At 50.0% G+C, this 17,509-nt stretch carries 11 protein-coding genes; 3 read left to right on the top strand and 8 right to left on the bottom strand.

Translation table 11 applies throughout. From position 1 onward, the window contains the following. Positions 1–140 precede the first annotated feature (140 nt). Positions 141–3,260 carry a hybrid sensor histidine kinase/response regulator gene (locus DFP95_RS20730; protein WP_115994600.1) on the top strand — a complete coding sequence of 1,040 codons (3,120 nt, stop codon included), beginning with the start codon at positions 141–143 and terminating at the stop codon, positions 3,258–3,260. A gap of 10 nt (positions 3,261–3,270) precedes the next feature. On the opposite strand, the gene DFP95_RS20725 is transcribed toward DFP95_RS20730, so the two are convergent. Both DFP95_RS20725 and helD read right to left on the bottom strand, forming a co-directional pair. Beyond that, complete coding sequence (locus DFP95_RS20725) at positions 3,271–5,055, bottom strand: acyltransferase family protein (protein WP_245987798.1); 1,785 nt, start codon at positions 5,053–5,055, stop codon at positions 3,271–3,273. Positions 5,056–5,294: 239 nt separating this feature from the next. Beyond that, complete coding sequence (helD, locus tag DFP95_RS20720; protein WP_115994637.1) at positions 5,295–7,718, bottom strand: RNA polymerase recycling motor HelD; 2,424 nt, start codon at positions 7,716–7,718, stop codon at positions 5,295–5,297. 340 nt (positions 7,719–8,058) lie between these two features. On the opposite strand from helD, the gene DFP95_RS20715 reads away from it, so the two are divergent. After that, the gene (locus DFP95_RS20715; RefSeq protein WP_115994598.1) at positions 8,059–9,753 is read left to right on the top strand and encodes an S-layer homology domain-containing protein; all 1,695 of its coding nucleotides are present in this window, start codon (positions 8,059–8,061) and stop codon (positions 9,751–9,753) included. Positions 9,754–9,846: 93 nt separating this feature from the next. Here DFP95_RS20715 and DFP95_RS20710 read toward each other — a convergent pair whose 3' ends face one another. The 6 genes from DFP95_RS20710 to DFP95_RS20685 all read right to left on the bottom strand — a co-directional run bounded on the left by DFP95_RS20710 (position 9,847) and on the right by DFP95_RS20685 (position 15,802). Beyond that, the gene (locus DFP95_RS20710; protein WP_181907545.1) at positions 9,847–10,989 is read right to left on the bottom strand and encodes a GNAT family N-acetyltransferase; all 1,143 of its coding nucleotides are present in this window, start codon (positions 10,987–10,989) and stop codon (positions 9,847–9,849) included. 233 nt (positions 10,990–11,222) lie between these two features. After that, positions 11,223–12,197: a class II fructose-bisphosphatase gene (gene glpX, locus DFP95_RS20705; RefSeq protein WP_115994596.1), complete on the bottom strand. Its 975-nt coding sequence runs from the start codon at positions 12,195–12,197 to the stop codon at positions 11,223–11,225. Positions 12,198–12,227: 30 nt separating this feature from the next. Next, positions 12,228–13,583 (bottom strand): glucose-6-phosphate isomerase, encoded by a 1,356-nt coding sequence (locus DFP95_RS20700; RefSeq protein WP_115994595.1) that lies wholly within the window; start codon positions 13,581–13,583, stop codon positions 12,228–12,230. 228 nt (positions 13,584–13,811) lie between these two features. Next, on the bottom strand, positions 13,812–14,513 hold the full coding sequence (locus tag DFP95_RS20695; protein WP_147304197.1) for a DUF5666 domain-containing protein: 702 nt from the start codon (positions 14,511–14,513) through the stop codon (positions 13,812–13,814). 127 nt (positions 14,514–14,640) lie between these two features. Further along, positions 14,641–15,138 (bottom strand): RNA polymerase sigma factor, encoded by a 498-nt coding sequence (locus DFP95_RS20690; RefSeq protein WP_115994593.1) that lies wholly within the window; start codon positions 15,136–15,138, stop codon positions 14,641–14,643. Between the two features lie 184 nt (positions 15,139–15,322). Next, a complete protein-coding gene (locus tag DFP95_RS20685) occupies positions 15,323–15,802 on the bottom strand; it encodes a GAF domain-containing protein (protein ID WP_115994592.1) in 480 nt (159 codons plus the stop codon). A 535-nt stretch (positions 15,803–16,337) separates the two neighbouring features. On the opposite strand from DFP95_RS20685, the gene DFP95_RS20675 reads away from it, so the two are divergent. Next, positions 16,338–17,201, top strand: coding sequence for an aldo/keto reductase (locus DFP95_RS20675; RefSeq protein WP_115994590.1), 864 nt, complete (start codon positions 16,338–16,340; stop codon positions 17,199–17,201). The last annotated feature ends 308 nt before the right edge of the window (positions 17,202–17,509 follow it).

The raw sequence follows: 17,509 nt of genomic DNA, 5'->3' as shown, positions 1-17,509 counted from the left end.
CTAGTTGTAGTTGCATTCCCCCCGCAACCTTACGTTGCACGCTTTCTTCTCCCTCTCCAGAATGGAGCGTGCGATTTGGCCGGTTCCTAATCTACGTACATTTAAGAGGATATGGGTTCCTTACGACGAAGTATTAAATTATGAGACATCAAACGACAAATATTTTGCGCAAACCGTTCGTACAGATCAGCCTCTTCATTTTGCTGTTGCTTGTCGGCCGTACCATGTGGTATTTGCACTATACGCCTCCCGAGCATCCGCAAGCGGTGCAGGGCGTACTCGATATGCGAGGCTGGGATTTCGAACATTCTCGGATGATTCCGTTAAACGGGGAATGGACCTTCTATCCTAATCAACTCCTGACGGAAGCGGATCTGAAGGACGGCGATCCGTCTTCGCCCCTCTATATTCACACTCCGGGAGATTGGCGGGACGCATGGCCGGCAGGGAACGATTCATACGGGTATGGAACTTACCGTTTGCGGATTCTGGTCGACGGGGCTTTGACGCAGCCCTATGGATTCTGGTTCGATAACGTTCAAGCCTCATCCAAAGTCGAGATCAACGGGGAAGAATTGGCTCAAATTGGTATGCCCGGCGACCGGCGACAAGATTATACGCCGAATGTTCGTTCATATACGGTTTCCTATTCATTAGAGGCCGAGAATGAGATTGACTTGCTTGTGCAAGTCGCCAACTTCGACAACCCTAGAACCGGCGGGATTACGTCAGCCGTCAAATTCGGTTCGCAAGCCGTAATCGACCAAGAACGCTGGTATTCGATCGGGTTCCAGCTTGTGACTTTCGTTATCTTTCTGTTGCATGCTTTATATGCTCTAATCATGTTCGCGATTAACCCTAGGCAGAAGATGCTGCTTATCGCGGTTCTTCTGTTCGTCTTCGCCGGAATGACGGTCGTGTCGGCTTCGGATCGTCTTCTGTTGCAATGGTTGCCGCTTACGTATACTGCACGGATCAAGGTTGCCCTGCTCTCCTACGACTACGAATCATTTTTTATCCTGGCGATGACCTTAATCCTGCTCGGCTTCACTCGGAAATCCATGCTGTTTCGCCTGTACGTAGCCGCGCTAGGTCTCTATACCCTCTTCATGATAGGAGCGCCAGCGCACTACGTCTATACTTGGTATCTTGTATTCGCAATTCTTTACCTGCTTCCTTTCGCGGCGGTTCTGGTCTTGTTTATTAAGAAAGTCCGCAAGGACGGACGCGACGTTCTGCTGCTGATGGCCGCAGTTAGCATCGTGTTCAGCGTTGCGGGAGCATTCGGTTTTTTGCATGGAGTGTTGCCGATTGAGTTTTACCCTCTCGACATGATCGCCGCATTGATCGGCTTCTCCGCCTACTGGTTTAAGAACTACTACCGGAACGCGGAAGAGAACAATAAGCTAACCGAGCGATTACAGCGAAACGATAAACTCAAAGACGAATTTCTGGCTTACACCGCGCATGAACTGCGGACGCCTCTTCACGGAATGGTCAGTCTCGCCCAAACAGTGCTGAGCGAAGAGCGTCCGACGATTCGGCCTAGGAATACCGCCAACATGGAACTTCTGTTAACGGTTGGTCGCCGCATGTCCCAATTGGTTAACGATTTGCTGGATATGTCCAGACTCCAAGAAAAGCGCATCATACTTAAGCCCGAGAGACTCACGCTACAGTCCCTTGCGCCCGGCGTCTTCTCGATGCTTGCCCACTTGTCCGAGGCCAAGGGGCTGAGGATGGAGATGGAGGTTTCGGATACGTTCCCGTCTATATACGCGGACGAGAAAAGACTCGTGCAAATTTTGTACAACTTGCTTCACAATGCGATCAAGTACACCGAGTCCGGTACGATAACGTTGTCGGCCGAATCGGATAACGTCATGGCATCTATTCAAGTGGCCGATACCGGGATCGGTATAGACGAGGAGCTGCAAGCTCGCATCTTCCATTCCTACGAACAGGGGCCTCACGAGTTCGGAGGAATGGGCCTCGGGCTCTCGATTTGCAAGCAGCTTACGGAATTACACGGCGGCCATCTGAGCCTGCGATCCGAGCCGGGCTTAGGTTCCGTGTTTACTTTCACGATTCCATTGGATTCTCAAGAAGCCAACTCGGCGCTGCGGGAGATCAGAGCTATTCGAGAGGAGACAGCGGCTACCGAAGAGTCGCCGATTTCAAGTTTATTACGAGAAACATCCTCCTCTTGGTCCTGGCCATTAACGCCTCATCCGCCTGGAGGGAAGGAACCGAACATCCTAATCGTCGACGACGATCCCGTGAATCTAAAAGTGCTGACGAGCATCCTGCAAGCCGAACAGTATCGCGTCACGCCGGCTTTGTCGGGCAAAGAGGCGATAGTTAAGCTAGGAAAAGCCTCCTGGGATCTCGCGATTATCGACGTTATGATGCCCCATATGTCGGGATACGAGCTGACAAACGAAATTCGCAAACAATTTTCCGTTTCCGAGCTCCCGATATTGCTTCTTACGGCACGCAGCCAGTCGGAGGACATCTATGCCGGATTCTCATCGGGAGCCAACGACTACGTTTCCAAGCCTATAGACACTCTGGAACTAAAGTACAGAATCAAGGCGTTAGTCGCTCTGAAGCAATCGGTAAATGAACGATTACGTATGGAAGCCGCCTATCTGCAAGCGCAGATCCAACCCCATTTTCTGTTCAACACTCTTAATTCGCTTTTAGCGCTTAGCGACATAGATACGGAAAGAATGAGAAATCTGGGCAATGCTTTTGCATCTTTTTTACGAATCAGCTTCGACTACCTGAATACGGGAGAATTAGTAACCCTCTCCCATGAAATCGAGCTTGTTAAATCCTACTTGCATATCGAGAAAGAGAGGTTCGAGGATCGGCTGACTATCGAATGGGAGGTTGACCCGAACATCGAACTGCTTCTCCCGCCGCTCTCGATTCAGCCGTTGATTGAAAATGCCGTCAAACACGGTCTTATGAGCCGGCAGATTGGCGGCATGGTAAGACTTAGCGTGACCCGAGCGGATGGGTATACGCTTATCGAAGTGATAGACAACGGCATAGGCATGGATCAGAGGAAGGTTACGCAGCTGATGGATCCCTCCCTTAAGGGCGAAAGCGGCGTTGGAATTACCAACACGAATCGGCGGTTGATTCAGATGTACGGTCAAGGTTTGTCTATATCAAGCAAACCCAATGAAGGGACAACGGTATCGTTCATTGTCCCGGACAACGATCGCGGTAGCCGGGGGATCGAAAAGTGATTTGCCGTATTCAAGATATATTCTCCGCGATAAGCATGGCATAAGCTTTGGAGCCGATCGGTTGAATATGGACGCCATCTTTGGCGAAATATTCGTCATGATTAGCACTGAATGAGTACCAGTCGACCAGAGTGACGTTCTCATAATCTTTGGCGGCTGAAGCTAGCGTTTCGTTCACGTCATCTTGCCAATTCCTGGGGACGCGAGTGTTGACCAGTATGACGCGACGCAAATCCGCAATTGAATCGAGCAGGCTTCTAAGCTTATTCTCGGTAAATATTCCATTGGTTCCAAGCTCGATAATGACAATATCCCCAAGCTTGCCGGTCGATTTAAGTTGGTCGATGAGTTCCATGCCTTCCCCAAACTGCCGACCGACTTTTCCATCGACAACGATGCCGGGCAACTGCTCCTCCAAATAAGGCTTAATATCCAGCATGACCGAATCTCCGATCGCGGTTATCCCTATTCCGGTACCGTCTTCCTGCCTTCCGGTGTCGTTGCCATTGCCAGCATCCGGCTTCGCGCTTTCCTCGGTCGTAGAAGGTACTGGAGACAAGAGGGGTGCATTGCTGCTGCCTTGACCCGAACAGGACGCACAAATCGCGATAATAAGTCCTAATGAAATAATGACGGGCCATTTACGATTGATTTGAACTTTCTGTTTCCTTTTCCAGTTAGCCCATATTGCGCCAAGCGCCTCGCGTCGAACGGGGGACTCGACATACTTCCAGGTGAACGCTGCTAATAGTATGCTAGCTCCTGCCTGAACAATCGGGCGGATCAATCCGGTATCTCCCGTATCGACGGCAGGCGTGGTCAGAATAATGACCGGGTAGTGCCATATATAAATGCTGTAAGACCTTTTTCCCAGCCAGCGTAATGGTTTGCAGCCGAACGCCGCACCTAGGCGGCTGGATGGATGAGCCAGCGAAGCTAATAAAAACGCCGTGGCCAGAGACAGGAGCACGAAACCGCCTTGGTACAGGAAAGCGTCATATTCGCCCGTTCGCCAAATCATCCATATAATAACCGTCAATCCTGCCGCTCCGATGAGTTCGAGCATTATCTTTCCTTTGACGGACATAAGAGAACCCAGTTGCCGGCTTGGCCAAATAACGGCAAGCAACGCGCCGATCAACAGCGCGAAAGCACGCGTATCCGTACCGTAATAGACGCGACTGGGATCGCCATCAGGGTTATAAAGCACCGCCATGGCAATGGCGGACACCGCCGCCCCGCACGCAATAAGCAGAGCTAGGGATCCGCGTCTGGGAGCAAGTCGGATGCCTAGAAGGAGTAGCATCGGCCAGATCAAATAAAATTGCTCTTCTACCGCAAGCGACCACAGATGGGCGATCGGTGAAGGGGGACCGAAACTTTCAAAGTAAGAGACCTGATGAAAGATCATAACCCAGTTGTTCATAAAAAATACAGTTGAAAACACCTCCCCCCGCAGAGAGAGCAATCTAGAACCGTCAAAAAGGAGTAAGAAGACCGTAACAACGACGAGTACGAATAGCATCGCGGGCACAAGTCTCTTTATTCTCCTTAGCCAAAATGTCTTAAGATCCAGCTTTCTCTCGTTTCTATATTGGTTGAGAAGGATGTCGGTAATCAAATATCCGGACAACACGAAGAACACTCCGACTCCCAAAAAGCCTCCCGAAGCCCAGTCAAGATGAAGATGATATCCCATAACAGCGAATAGGGCCAATGCTCTTAGACCGTCAAGGCCGGGCATATATCGATTTTGCGGTTTGATAGACGGTTCAACTTGTTCATATCCCATCATTTTTAACCTTCTTTCGTTTTAGATTTTCTTGCTGCACACTCTCAAGTCCGTCTTCTTCTTGTTTGTTTCCTCCTGTCCTTCCTACGTCAGAATAGGGAATACTTATAAAGAAAAAGGTAGAGTAGGATTTAAATTTCCCTTAAACCGTCGGGAGGGCTATTCATAACGAAAAACAACAGCCCCATTTTAATGGGACTGTTGTCAAAAACTGCTTTTGTTTACATCATGCGCAATCCCTTTTATCTCATCTCCTCATATAAAGACGTATCCAATGCCTGGACGAATGGTGCCCATTCCCCAGTCGCGTAAAGCAAAAGCCGATGCATAGCACGGGTGCATGCCGTATAGAAGAGCTTACGCTCGCTTTCCCGATGATACGTTCGCGGAGAAGCGTCGTAGATCAACACGGCGTCGAATTCAACTCCCTTAGCGAGATACGCGGGAATAACCATCGTCCCCCTCTCGAAGGTGAGCGTCTCTTTCGTAATGAGCCGAAGCGCCTCGCACCCACCAGCCTTCAATGCCTCGTAGGCCTCAAGGCTTTCCGCCATCGTCTTCGTAATGACGGCAATCGAGTCGAAGCCTTCATCCCGTAGCTCCGCTAGGTCCTCGATTAATCGAGCTACCTTCATCTTATCGCCGCCCATCTTCGAGAGAACGGGCTTCCTGCCGTTCCTCTCGAAAGGCACGATCTCTTCTCCGTTCGGCAGCAGCGCCTTCGTAAACTCCACGATCTCGCGGGTTGAACGATAACTCCGGACAAGGCGAATCAGACTCGTATCGCCCTCGCCGTATAGCCGGATCAACGGCGAATCCGCTGCGTGCAGATTCGTTGCCTGCGGGAAGATCGCTTGGCCGAAATCGCCGAGCACCGTCATACGGGCGCGCGGAAACAATTGTTTAAGGAACAAGAATTGGAAAGGCGAGTAATCCTGACCTTCGTCAATGAATAAATGCCGCACCTCCGTATTCGTCCGAGCGCCCTCGACGAGTTCTTTTAAATACAAGAATGGGGCAGCATCCTCATAAAACAGTTCTTGACGGCTCAGCTTCTCTTTCGTTTGCTTGCACATCTCCTGCCAATGTTCGGGCACTTCAGTCTCGTTCGTCATTAGCCGATAAGCGTCATCATCAACGAATAACTGATCGTACAGACCGTTTACGTTTATGAACTTCAACCTCTTCGCGTCTTGTCTAAGCGGTTTGAAGTGCTCCTTCACAATCATCCGGCGCAGCAGCTCCTCTTCTTCCTGCGTGGAAAAGTCGAAGTCGTTTGCTTCATCCTGCTCCAACTCGCCATACATCTCGGCAAACTGCTCGTTTAAATCAAACACTGCCTTTTCTTGCCGATACTTCTTGCGAAGCGCGCCGTGGGCTTCGGCATACTGATCGTTGTCGAGGTAATTAAGCTCATCTTGAACCCAGCGGGCTTCCTGCTCCTTACGCTCCAGGGAAGTTAGCTCCCGCAGGATCCATTCCCGCAACAGAGCAACGCGATTAGCGAGGCGGATGGAACTGTCGTAGCCGTAAAATCGCGATTTCAATTGCTCCTCGGTAATCAGCTCGCGATCTTGGAACCGGATACCTCGGAACATCATGCCTTCCTTCCCCAACCACAGCGCATAGCTCTGGAGAGCACGCAGGAAAGCCTCGGAAGCCTTATATCGAATCCCGCTCAGCCTTGCCTCATACCCTTGAGATTGAATAGAAGTCAGTACGTATTCGATCTGTTCGAATGGGTCCTCTAGGCGAAACGAAGATCCAAGCCAATACTCCAGATACTCCTGAAGGGTCGTCTGCTGCATGTTCTCCTCGCCGAGCTCCGGGAGGACCGTGGATACGTAGCTGTTAAACATCGGATTAGGCGAGAAAAGAATCATTTGATCCGCTTTGAGCTTATTTCGGTGCTTATACAACAAGTAGGCTACCCGTTGCAATGCCGCGGAAGTCTTTCCGCTGCCGGCCGCCCCTTGCACGATGAGCATCCGGCTCTTATCGTCGCGGATGATGGCGTTTTGCTCCTTCTGGATCGTCGCCACGATGGTCTTCATTTGGGTATCCGCGCCTTGGCCGAGGACCTGTTGCAGCAATTCGTCGCCTATCGTTAAGCTCGTGTCGAACACGTTCTGCAGTTCGCGTTCCCGGATCTGATACTGCCGCTTCAGCATCATCGTCCCCGCGACTCGTCCACCCGGCGTCTCATAGGCGGACGCCCCCGGCGAGTAGTCATAATACATACTTGCAATCGGCGTTCGCCAGTCATATACCAGAAAGCTTAGACCATCTACATCGACGAAGGACGATACGCCGATGTAGATCTGCTCGTTGGAGCTTAAGCCGTCCTCTTGAAAATCGACGCGACCGAAATAGGGAGACGGCAGCAGCCGTTTCATGCTTTTCCAGCGTTGTACCCGATTCTGGTGACTGCGCTCTCGTTCGGACAACACCGCTTCTTGCTGCTTCATACTATAGAATGACTCTTCGAAATCTTCATGGGTGCTCGTGTTGATCGTAACCTCTTCCCAGAATCGCTTGCGGATTTCCGCCACCTGGTCCCTCAATCCGGCTACCTCCGGTTCCAGTTCTGCAATTGCCGCCCGCAGTGTTACCGAAACCAGATCCAGCCGATCCTGTTCTTGTTGCCAATCCTGCTCGTTTACCATCTCTTCGAACACGCCCCTTTTCGGATTTGTATAAAGAAGCATCATTACGGTTGACAAACCGCGAACCCAAGTGCTACAATAAAGATGTAGATAAAATGCATTAACTATGTCCGATAACATGAAATTGGACGATAGCTCTCCTATATTACCACAATGATGCTTTGCATTCAATCGATTTATATAGAAAAGAACCGGCATTCCGTCGGTTCTTTTTTTGTCGTCCCGGTTGAGCCCCCGATTTGCCAAATGCTGGCGAATCGCCATTTCAAGGAACCTTTTTGGAAGTGTGCTCGTCTATGAGTACACAACAGCAAGAAAATACTCCAAGAGGTGAAAAAAAATGAAGAAACCATTCAAGATGATTGCCATGTCCACCGCCGCCGCCCTGATGTTCGGATTTGCCGGACAACAAATCACGTCAGCCGCATCCGTTAAGGATTACAATAAAGTTCAAAGCAAGGACCAGATCGCTGCTCTTCTTCAGGGCAACCTGATCTCAGGGAACGGCTCCTTGCAGCAGCTTGCCCCCTTGCTTAATGCGCTGGGATTGAATCTGAATTCGTTCCTCAACCCATCCTCGTATACTCAAAATTTCTCTTGGTATGCGAATGCGTTCCTTTTGGCCGGGTTCAACAATCCGCATCACAAGATGACGCGCGAACAATTCACTTACCGACTCGTTCGCGAGATGGAAGCACGCGGCAAGCTACCGATGGTCAAGCCCGTCGTCGTGGAATTTAAGGACTTAGGCAATGTCTCGCCCGAATATGCAGCTTCGATCCAACGCGCCTTGTCCTACGGCATCGTAAAATTGGATGCCAACGGGAAGTTTAATCCTAAAGCCATCATTACAAGAGCCGATGCAGCCGCAGAGATTCGCAACGCGCAGAGTTACCTGAAGTCTCATTCGTCGCCGATCAATCAAGGGTCGACGCTGACTGCTGAACAAGCCGTTCAATTGATTAAGCAGGTCGTTGGTCCGCAAGCAGCACTGCAAATCAAGATCGATCCGAACGCAGTCGTAACTCGGGAGTCGTTCATTTACTTGCTCGTTCATACGCTTCAACAGAGCGGACAACTCCCGTTGATCCATGTCGTCCCGGTCGAAGTAAAGGATGAATACGGGATGGACGTCTCGAAATCGGGCGCCGTTCAAACAGCCTTGGCTCTTGGCTTCGTCGGCTTGGATCAAGCCGGAAACTTTAATCCTAAAGCTCAAATGACTCTTGCGCAAGCCACCGAAATCGCAGCCAAAGCGACAGCCTACTTGAATGCTCATTCGTCGCCGATCGATCACGGCGCGACGCTGACTGCTGAACAAGCCGTTCAATTGATCAAACAAGTCGTCGGCCCGCAAGCGGCCCTGCAAATCAAGATAGATCCTAACGCAGTCGTGACTCGCGAGTCTTTCACGTCCTTGCTGGTCCACACGCTCCAACAGAGCGGACAACTGCCGATGATCCATGTCGTTCCGGTCGAAGTGAAGGATGAATACGGAATGGACGTCTCCAATTCCGGCGCCGTTCAAACGGCTCTCGCTCTTGGCTTCGTCGGTCTGGATCAATCAGGCAACTATAATCCTAAAGCACAATTGACGCTTGCCGAAGCTTCCGATATCGCAGCTAAAGCGACAGCCTACTTGAAAGCTCACCCGGCACCGGCCGTCGACAACGCGACGATCACGGCGGAACAAGCCGTTCAATTGATCAAGACAGCCGCAGGCTCGGACCTGCAGATCAAGATCGATCCGAACGCAGTCGTGACCCGCGAGTCGTTCACTTACTTGCTGGTGCACACGCTCCAATCGAGCGGCCAACTGCCGAAGTTCAACTTGATTCCGACGGAGATCACGGACGACTACAACGTCGATATTCTTAACGAAGGCGCCATTCAGACGGCGCTAGCCTTGAAGATCGCGCAACTGGACTCTGAAGGCAAGTTTAACCCTAAGGGCGGATTAACCCTTGCGGACGCAACGGCCATGGTGAATCGCGCAATTGAAGTCGTGAAAGTGTATTCGAATCCTCAAGCATAAGGATTTGTGCAGGACATCGCGAATAACCTCCTCCCGTTCCTGCTAAGCAATAAAGAAAGCCCATCCGCCGATATGGCGGATGGGCTTTTCCTTCTATACATAATTCAGTCCGCCCGTGTACGGGAACGGGATCGGAAACCATAGGGCCGCCACCGTGTTCCATTCCGCAGGCAGATCCGGCTCAGGCTGCGAATCAAACAGCAAAGAAACCAGCTCGTCGCTGCTCAAAGCTACAATCGGCAGTCCGGAAATCGTGAATGTCGCTCCTCCATCCGGGGTGTTAGAGACGATAAGATTTTTGCCGGCTACCGGATCTTTCGCCTCTAAATAGGGCCGCAATTGCCTGAAAAGTTGTTCCGGATCAACGAGAAAAACGGTTCCCTGATTTCTTATTTTCTCCGACTTTGCCGAGCACAACGTAGCAAGCATCTCCCGCTCATGCGTTTCAACGACAATGTTTAGCCTATCCAGATTATTATCTATTACCACATGAGAGAGCAATGCGGCGACAGCCGTCGATCTACCCGCCCATTCCACGACGTAAGGCTCCCCTTTCGAGACGGAGGTGGGCAGCGCCACGACGACAAACGCGACAATCTTCTTCTCGTGACGGGCAACATAGACATGCTGCTTCATCTTCTTGTTGCTGACTTCCGCTTCCGTGTTCAGCAGCAACGGGAAATCCCAAACGCTCTGTTCATAGGCGGCGTAACGCTTAGCCGCGATTCGTTGAAGGTGCAGCACATCCTGATGACGCGATTCGTTCATTTGATAGGTTCGGTAGCCATCTGTAGCTTCCGAAGCTAGGGACAGCTCGCGGCTCCAAGCCAATCGATAAGCTTCTCCGAACTTGCGGCAGCCGGAGCGAGCGTACAACGGTCCCTCCCCCGACACCAGTAAAATCGATACGCCAGCTTGCCGACTGTAGACTTTGATCTCCTCCAGCAGCTGGCTCGCCAACCCCCTGTTGCGCGCTTCCGGCAACGTAAAGACCGAACCGAGCGAGAAGACGGTTACCCGGGAGCCGCCTATGCGAATAAGCGCAGGAACAAGGCCCATGAACACAAGCAGGCTGCCGTCCTCGAACAGTCCGAGCGAGTGCGAGGTCGTCGCCGAGAATAAGAACGGGAACGCCTCGCCCATAGAAGACATGTCGGAATCTCTTGCGAATATACGATCCGAGGAGGCGATGGCAGCTTGCATCTCCTCTTGTTTAACTAGACGAATTTCAGTCAACAGCATGACCTCCGCACGGGCTGTTCCAACTTTTATTGATTCCTGTAAAAGCAGTAGTATTGTGTTTATAGTTTAGAGCATCGAGCAGTAATACGCTACCGATTCCTTGATGGGAAGTTAGACGGTTCTAAATGGCACTCGCTCAGCCACGTATAAGAAAAAAGCCGCTCGGAAGTTTTCGCTTCCGAGACAGCCATTTCGTTTTATTTCAAAGCCAAGGACAATCCGAGTTATCAGTTTGCCACCTTGTGCTGCACGCTTTTGTTAGGTAAATAATGAATCGTCTTAATCGAACGAATTGTTTTCGTTTGAGCTCGCATGACGATGGAGTGCGTCTCTGCTTGATTACTGGAAAGGTATCTCACTCCGCCCAAGAACTCTCCGTCGGTCACTCCGGTTGCCGCAAAGATCACATCGTCGCTACCGACCAAATCTTCCATATTCAGTACCTTATGCGGATCTTGAAGCCCCATGGCCAAGCAACGATCGAATTGGGTTTGATCCTCCGGAAGTAATCTACCTTGAAATTCTCCGCCTAAACATTTCAAAGCCGCCGCAGCCAGCACGCCCTCGGGAGCGCCGCCGGAGCCTAAATAGATATCGATTCCCGTTTCCGGGAAAGCGGGCGCAATGGCGCCTGCCACATCGCCATCCGAGAGAAATTTAATCCGCACGTTCGCATCCCGTAAGGCTTGAATTAAGGGTTGATGTCTTTCCCGGTCGAGCACCATCACGCATAGATCGGAAACTCTTTTGTTCAGGGCTTCCGCTGCTTTAGTTAAAGTTACCTCCACGGGATCAAGAAGATCCAGCTTACCTGCTAATGCCGGCCCTACGGCAAGCTTCTCCATATACATATCCGGCGCATGGAGTAGGTTCCCTTTGTTTGCAATCGCAATGACGGAGAGCGCATTGTTCAATCCGCTAGCGACCAAAGTAGTACCTTCCAAAGGATCAACCGCGATATCCACTTCCGGACCATGTTGATTTCCCAGCTTCTCGCCAATATATAACATCGGAGCCTCGTCCATTTCGCCTTCGCCGATGACGACCGTTCCCGTTATGGAGACGGAGTCGAACATCGCCCGCATCGCCGAAGTAGCTGCATCGTCCGCGTTGACCTTATCTCCTCTGCCCATCCATGGTGCCGATGCCAATGCGGCAAGCTCCGTTACTCGAACAAATTCCAATGCTAATTCGCGTTCCACAGTCTCCAACTCCTTCAACGAGCCGTATTTTTAGCGATTGGAGGAAGTATCCGAAGCTAAACGCTTGTTGAGCTCCGCTTTTTGCGCTTCGTAGCCGGGTTTTCCTAGCAGGGCAAACATATTGACCTTATAGGCTTCCACGCCCGGTTGATCGAACGGATTTACTCCCAGCAACAAACCGCTAATTCCGCATGCCTTCTCGAAAAAGTAAACCATTTCTCCGTACGTATAAGCATTCAACTCATCCATCTCAACGATTAAGTTAGGAACGCCGCCATCCACATGGGCAAGCCGCGTGCCTTGTGCCGCCTTTTGGTTCACTTCATCCATAGTCATGCCTGCCACGAAATTCAATCCATCCAGATTGGCCTCGTCTTCTTGGATAGTCACTTCTACTCGCGGTTTCTTCACTGCCAGTACGGTTTCAATGAGATCTCTGCGACCTTCTTGCACATATTGCCCCATCGAATGCAAATCGGTCGTAAAATCGACGGCTGCAGGAAACAGCCCTTTTTGGTCTTTTCCTTCGCTTTCGCCGAATAGTTGCTTCCACCATTCGGAAACATAGTGCAGAGAGGGCTCGTAATTAACCAGCAATTCAATGGATTTGCCCTTACGGTAAAGCGCATTGCGAACGGCCGCATATTGATAGCTCTCATTAGTGGCAAGATCGGCATTGTTATATTTCCGTGCGGCAGCGGCGGCTCCCGCCATCATTTGATCGATGTCGATTCCGGCAACGGCAATAGGCAGTAGACCAACGGCCGTAAGCACGGAATATCGTCCGCCTACATCATCGGGAATGACGAAGGTTTCATAGCCTTCATTATCCGCAAGTGATTTTAAGGCGCCTTTGGATTGATCCGTCGTAGCGAATATACGTCTTTTCGCTCCCGCTTTTCCGTATTTCTTCTCCATATACTCCCGCAAAATACGAAATGCAATCGCAGGCTCCGTTGTTGTACCCGACTTCGAAATGACATTGACCGAAATATCCTTACCCTCTAGAAGCTCCAATAGATGAGTGATATACGTGGAGCTGATATTTTGTCCGGCAAAATAAACTTGGGTATTCCCGATCATCTGGTTATGAAATGTATGCGATAGTGCATCTATAGCCGATCTTGCGCCTAAATACGATCCGCCGATGCCGATCACGATCAATGCATCGGAATGACTGCGGATTCTTTGGGCCGCATGTTTAATTCTTGCGAATTCTTCTTGATCATATTGGAGCGGCAAATTCACCCACCCGTGATAATCGGAACCTGGTCCTGCTTGGTTATGAAGCATATGATGAGCAGCTTTTACGAAATCGCCGAGATAGTCGACTTCATGTTGTTGCATGAACGGTAATGCATTGGAATAATTAAAAGAAATCGTCATAGCGCGTATCTCCAATCGGTAATGTATTTTCGAGCAGAAACGGATTCCAAGTCAGCAATCTCTGGTTTCTATTTCGTGCTTTGATTATAGTACGATTACCGACTATATAAGTAATTAATATATTTAAGGGAAGACATAGACCTCGTCTATGTCATTGAATAAGCCAAGGGACACCTTCTAATGAAGGTGCCCCTTGAAATGAGACTCTACGTTACCCCGGTATATCTCTTATTTTTGCGGAACCATATTGTTGTAAATAACATCCGCAGTCACTTTTCCAGTGCTTACATCCTCCGTCGTAAAGCCGGATACGATGTTGCCGACTTTAAATTCCTTTTGCAGCAGCTCTTCGGATGGCTCAGCAGCCGTTGGGCCGCCGATGCCCAGTTCGGTTTCCGGAGTAACCGTTACCCACAGGTCGCCTACCTTGAACGCTGCTCCATCCGCGCTTACCTCCGTAATCACGCCCTCGATATTAACCGCGGCTTTCCCCTTAATTGGCGGTTTCGCGGCAACGTCCTTCTGTGGAGCCATGTTGTTGTAGATAACATCCGCAGTCACCTTCCCGGTAGCGACATCCTGAGAAGTGTAGCCGGACACGATATTGCCGACTTTGAATTCTTTCTGAAGCAGCTCTTCGGATGGCGCCGATGCCGTCGGCTCTTTACTGCCTAGCGCGGTTTGATCCGTTACCGTCACCCAGAGGTCGCCTACCTTGAAGCTTTTGCCGTCCGCGCTCACCTCGGAGATGACACCGTCAATGTTGACTGCAACTTTACCCAGAATCGGAGGCTTAGATGCGATCGCCGAAGCCTGGGGTGAAGGAGACGAACCATTCTGGCTCATGGTGAAGATACTTATCGATAGTACCGCGCACGCCGCAATTCCGACTGTCCAACCTGTTATCTTTCTTTTCATAACGTTTTCCATTTTTATACTCTCCTTTTGATTGGGTTTATTTATGTTAGTTTGCTTCGTCTTTTCCGTCTCCGACATCAACTTCCGATAGGTTTCTTCTTTAAAATTCTCACTGGTTTTCACGCGGGACATCGCGGATTTATATACAGATTTCTTCATCCTCCAGGCCTCCGATCTTCTCTTTTAAGATAAAACGTCCTCTTGCAAGCCATGTGCCGACCGTTGCGGGTTTCGACTGCATAATAGCTGCAATTTCCTGGATAGAATATCCCTCGTAATAGTGCAGATGAATCGGAATTCGATACTTCTTGTCCAAAGCCAGTACGGCTTGCAGGACCTCGCTTTCTTCCTTCGGGAGGTAGCTCAGGTCTTCAGGAACAGGGTTTCTACTTTTGAACCATCCGGTTTTTAGCATATTTTTGCTTTTATTGATCGTTGTTCGAATCAGCCACGCTTTTTCATGCTCGCTACTTGCGAATACGGGACGCTTCTGCAAATAAGCAAGAAATACTTCCTGCGTAACCTCTTCCGCGTCGGCTATATTTTTCAGGTATGCGAACGCGATCTTGATCAAGCTTTGCGAATGTAGATCCAATGCCTGCCGCACAGATTCATTGAGCTCTAATGAATTGTACACCTCAGCACCTCCTTTCACTTTTAATACAACTGAGAGAAGCGATATTTTTCATTGCGATCCATATTTTTTTTAGCATGCGGCTAATTCGGTAAAATAATCGTTCGGGCGGCACTAATCTTACATGCACGCAAAACAAGGGCCTCCCCCTAGGGAAAGCCCTTGTTTTGCGTGTTCCTTTTCCTCCTTAGATGTGGTTCACCAAGGTTTGGACGAATTGCTCGAGAGATTCTTGATCGGCTTCATCGAATCTGCTTTTGATAGGACTATCGATATCCAGTACGCCGATCAACTGATCATTCTTAATGACGGGAATCACGATTTCCGATTGCGAAGCCGCGTCGCATGCGATATGGCCCGGAAACAAATGGACGTCGTCTACTCTGATCGTTTCCCTCTTCTGGGCGGCTGTTCCGCATACTCCTTTACCGATAGGTATCCTGACGCAAGCAGGCAGGCCTTGGAACGGTCCAAGCACAAGTTCGTCGGACTTCAGCAAATAAAACCCGACCCAGTTTACGTCGGTTAAGAATTGATTCAGTAATGCAGAGGCATTGGATAAGTTGGCGATTGTATCGCTTTCGTCTTCAAGCAACGATGCAAGCTGCTTCGTAACCAACCGATAGTTTTCTTGTTTGGTTCCTGTAAAGCTCTCTTTTTGAAACAATTTATTCTCACCTCAACAGTGGATTAGTATCGCAAGAGGGTCATTGTAGACCCTTGATTAGAAAATCCAAAAATCTCCCGTTCGTTATGTCGTACGCGGAGTCCGAAAGACACCAGGTAACGAAGGCTCTTCCGGTGATTTGCGCGCTTGGCCAGGATGTATTTCTTCGCTACGGCGAATATCTTCTTCTTCGTGGCTTTCCCCTTCAGGTGCCGACTAGTTTCCTTTTCCGTCACCCCTTAACCCCTCCATCTACAACTATACGGATGTGCTTTTGGTTAGTCAACGCTCGCTCGAAAGCCCGGATTTACTTATATTAAGCACCATGTTGCCTTCTTGACTCAACCATCGAATAAATTTGCATCACGCCTCAACACGATGGTAATGCTAATCTACGACCTACATACGAACAAGCCCTAATATGCCTTACGCACTCCGCCTCCTCGCAGTATGGAGGTTCCAAAGGTTACAATAAGATCGTGGGGCACAATTCTGTAATAATAAACCACGGCTATATTATAGAGGAGGAATTTCAATGTCAGAACAAATTACGGCAGCAGCCTCGGGTACATTCAAGATCGGAGGGGATCTTCAAGTCAATCGATTGGGATACGGCGCCATGCAACTTACAGGCAACGGCGTATGGGGAGAACCGAACAATCCGGATGAGGCGGTGCGCGTACTCCGTCGTGCTGTCGAGCTTGGCGTAACGTTAATCGATACCGCCGACTCCTACGGCCCTTTTATATCCGATATGCTAATAAAAAAGGCGCTTCATCCTTATAATGACGATCTCGTAATCGCAACAAAATCAGGCCTTGCGCGTACCGGACCTAACGTGTGGGTTCCGATAGGACGTCCCGAGTATCTGCGGCAACAAGCCGAGCTGAGCCTGCGTTATCTTGGTCTCGAACGGATTGACCTCTTTCAATTACACCGCGTCGATCCTAAGGTGCCCCTGGAAGAACAAATAGGAGAACTCGCTCTTATGCAAAAAGAGGGAAAAATCCGTCATATCGGACTCAGCGAAGTGTCCGTCGAGGTTCTGAAGGCGGCTTCCGAAATAACGAAGATCGCTTCCGTACAAAATCTATACAACCTAGCGAAGAGAGATTCGGAGCCGGTACTCGAATATGCCGAAGCTAACGGCATCGCGTTCATTCCATGGTTTCCGCTGGCGACGGGAGAGTTGGCTCGCGAAGGCAGCATACTCGGCGAAATGGCCAACCGCTTAAACGTGAAACCGGCTCAACTTGCGCTCGCTTGGTTGCTGAAACGTTCAAAGGTTATGCTGCCGATTCCCGGAACCTCCTCCGTTTCGCATGTTGAAGAGAACATAGCCGCTTCAGGTATCACGCTTAGCGACGAGGATTTTAACGCGCTTTCGAAATTAGCGTAAGCGACGCGAACGACCCCGCTTCCTCTCGTCGTCCATATCGGCAAGTGAAAGAAGACCATCCTACGCAAATCAGGATGGTCTTTTTTTTAGAACGGTTTAGTTTTCTTCCACTCGGATGACGATTTTCCCAAACGCACCGCTAGCTAAATGCTTATATGCTTCGAAAGCTTGTTAGAAGAGTAACCGGTATCAATCACGGGCTATTATGTAAATCCCCTTAAGTTTGATTGCTCGCGATCCTAAATTTAACACACTCATCCATGAAATGATAAAACCATGAGATAGTAACGCTGAATTCGCCTTCCACG

The sequence above is a fragment of the Cohnella lupini genome (genome assembly GCF_003386205.1).
Lineage (GTDB): Bacteria > Bacillota > Bacilli > Paenibacillales > Paenibacillaceae > Cohnella > Cohnella lupini.
The sequence above is the reverse complement of the archived record's forward strand: the minus strand, read 5'-3'. Positions and strand labels throughout refer to the sequence as shown.

What these genes read in the sequence shown, in the direction of transcription:
- DFP95_RS20730 (WP_115994600.1), top strand. Translation starts at nt 141, where the DNA reads ATGAGACATCAAACGACAAATATTTTGCGCAAACCGTTCGTACAGATC.
- DFP95_RS20700 (WP_115994595.1), bottom strand. Translation starts at nt 13,583, where the DNA reads ATGACGATTTCTTTTAATTATTCCAATGCATTACCGTTCATGCAACAA.
- DFP95_RS20675 (WP_115994590.1), top strand. Translation starts at nt 16,338, where the DNA reads ATGTCAGAACAAATTACGGCAGCAGCCTCGGGTACATTCAAGATCGGA.
- DFP95_RS20695 (WP_147304197.1), bottom strand. Translation starts at nt 14,513, where the DNA reads ATGGAAAACGTTATGAAAAGAAAGATAACAGGTTGGACAGTCGGAATT.
- DFP95_RS20725 (WP_245987798.1), bottom strand. Translation starts at nt 5,055, where the DNA reads ATGATGGGATATGAACAAGTTGAACCGTCTATCAAACCGCAAAATCGA.
- DFP95_RS20715 (WP_115994598.1), top strand. Translation starts at nt 8,059, where the DNA reads ATGAAGAAACCATTCAAGATGATTGCCATGTCCACCGCCGCCGCCCTG.
- helD (WP_115994637.1), bottom strand. Translation starts at nt 7,718, where the DNA reads ATGGTAAACGAGCAGGATTGGCAACAAGAACAGGATCGGCTGGATCTG.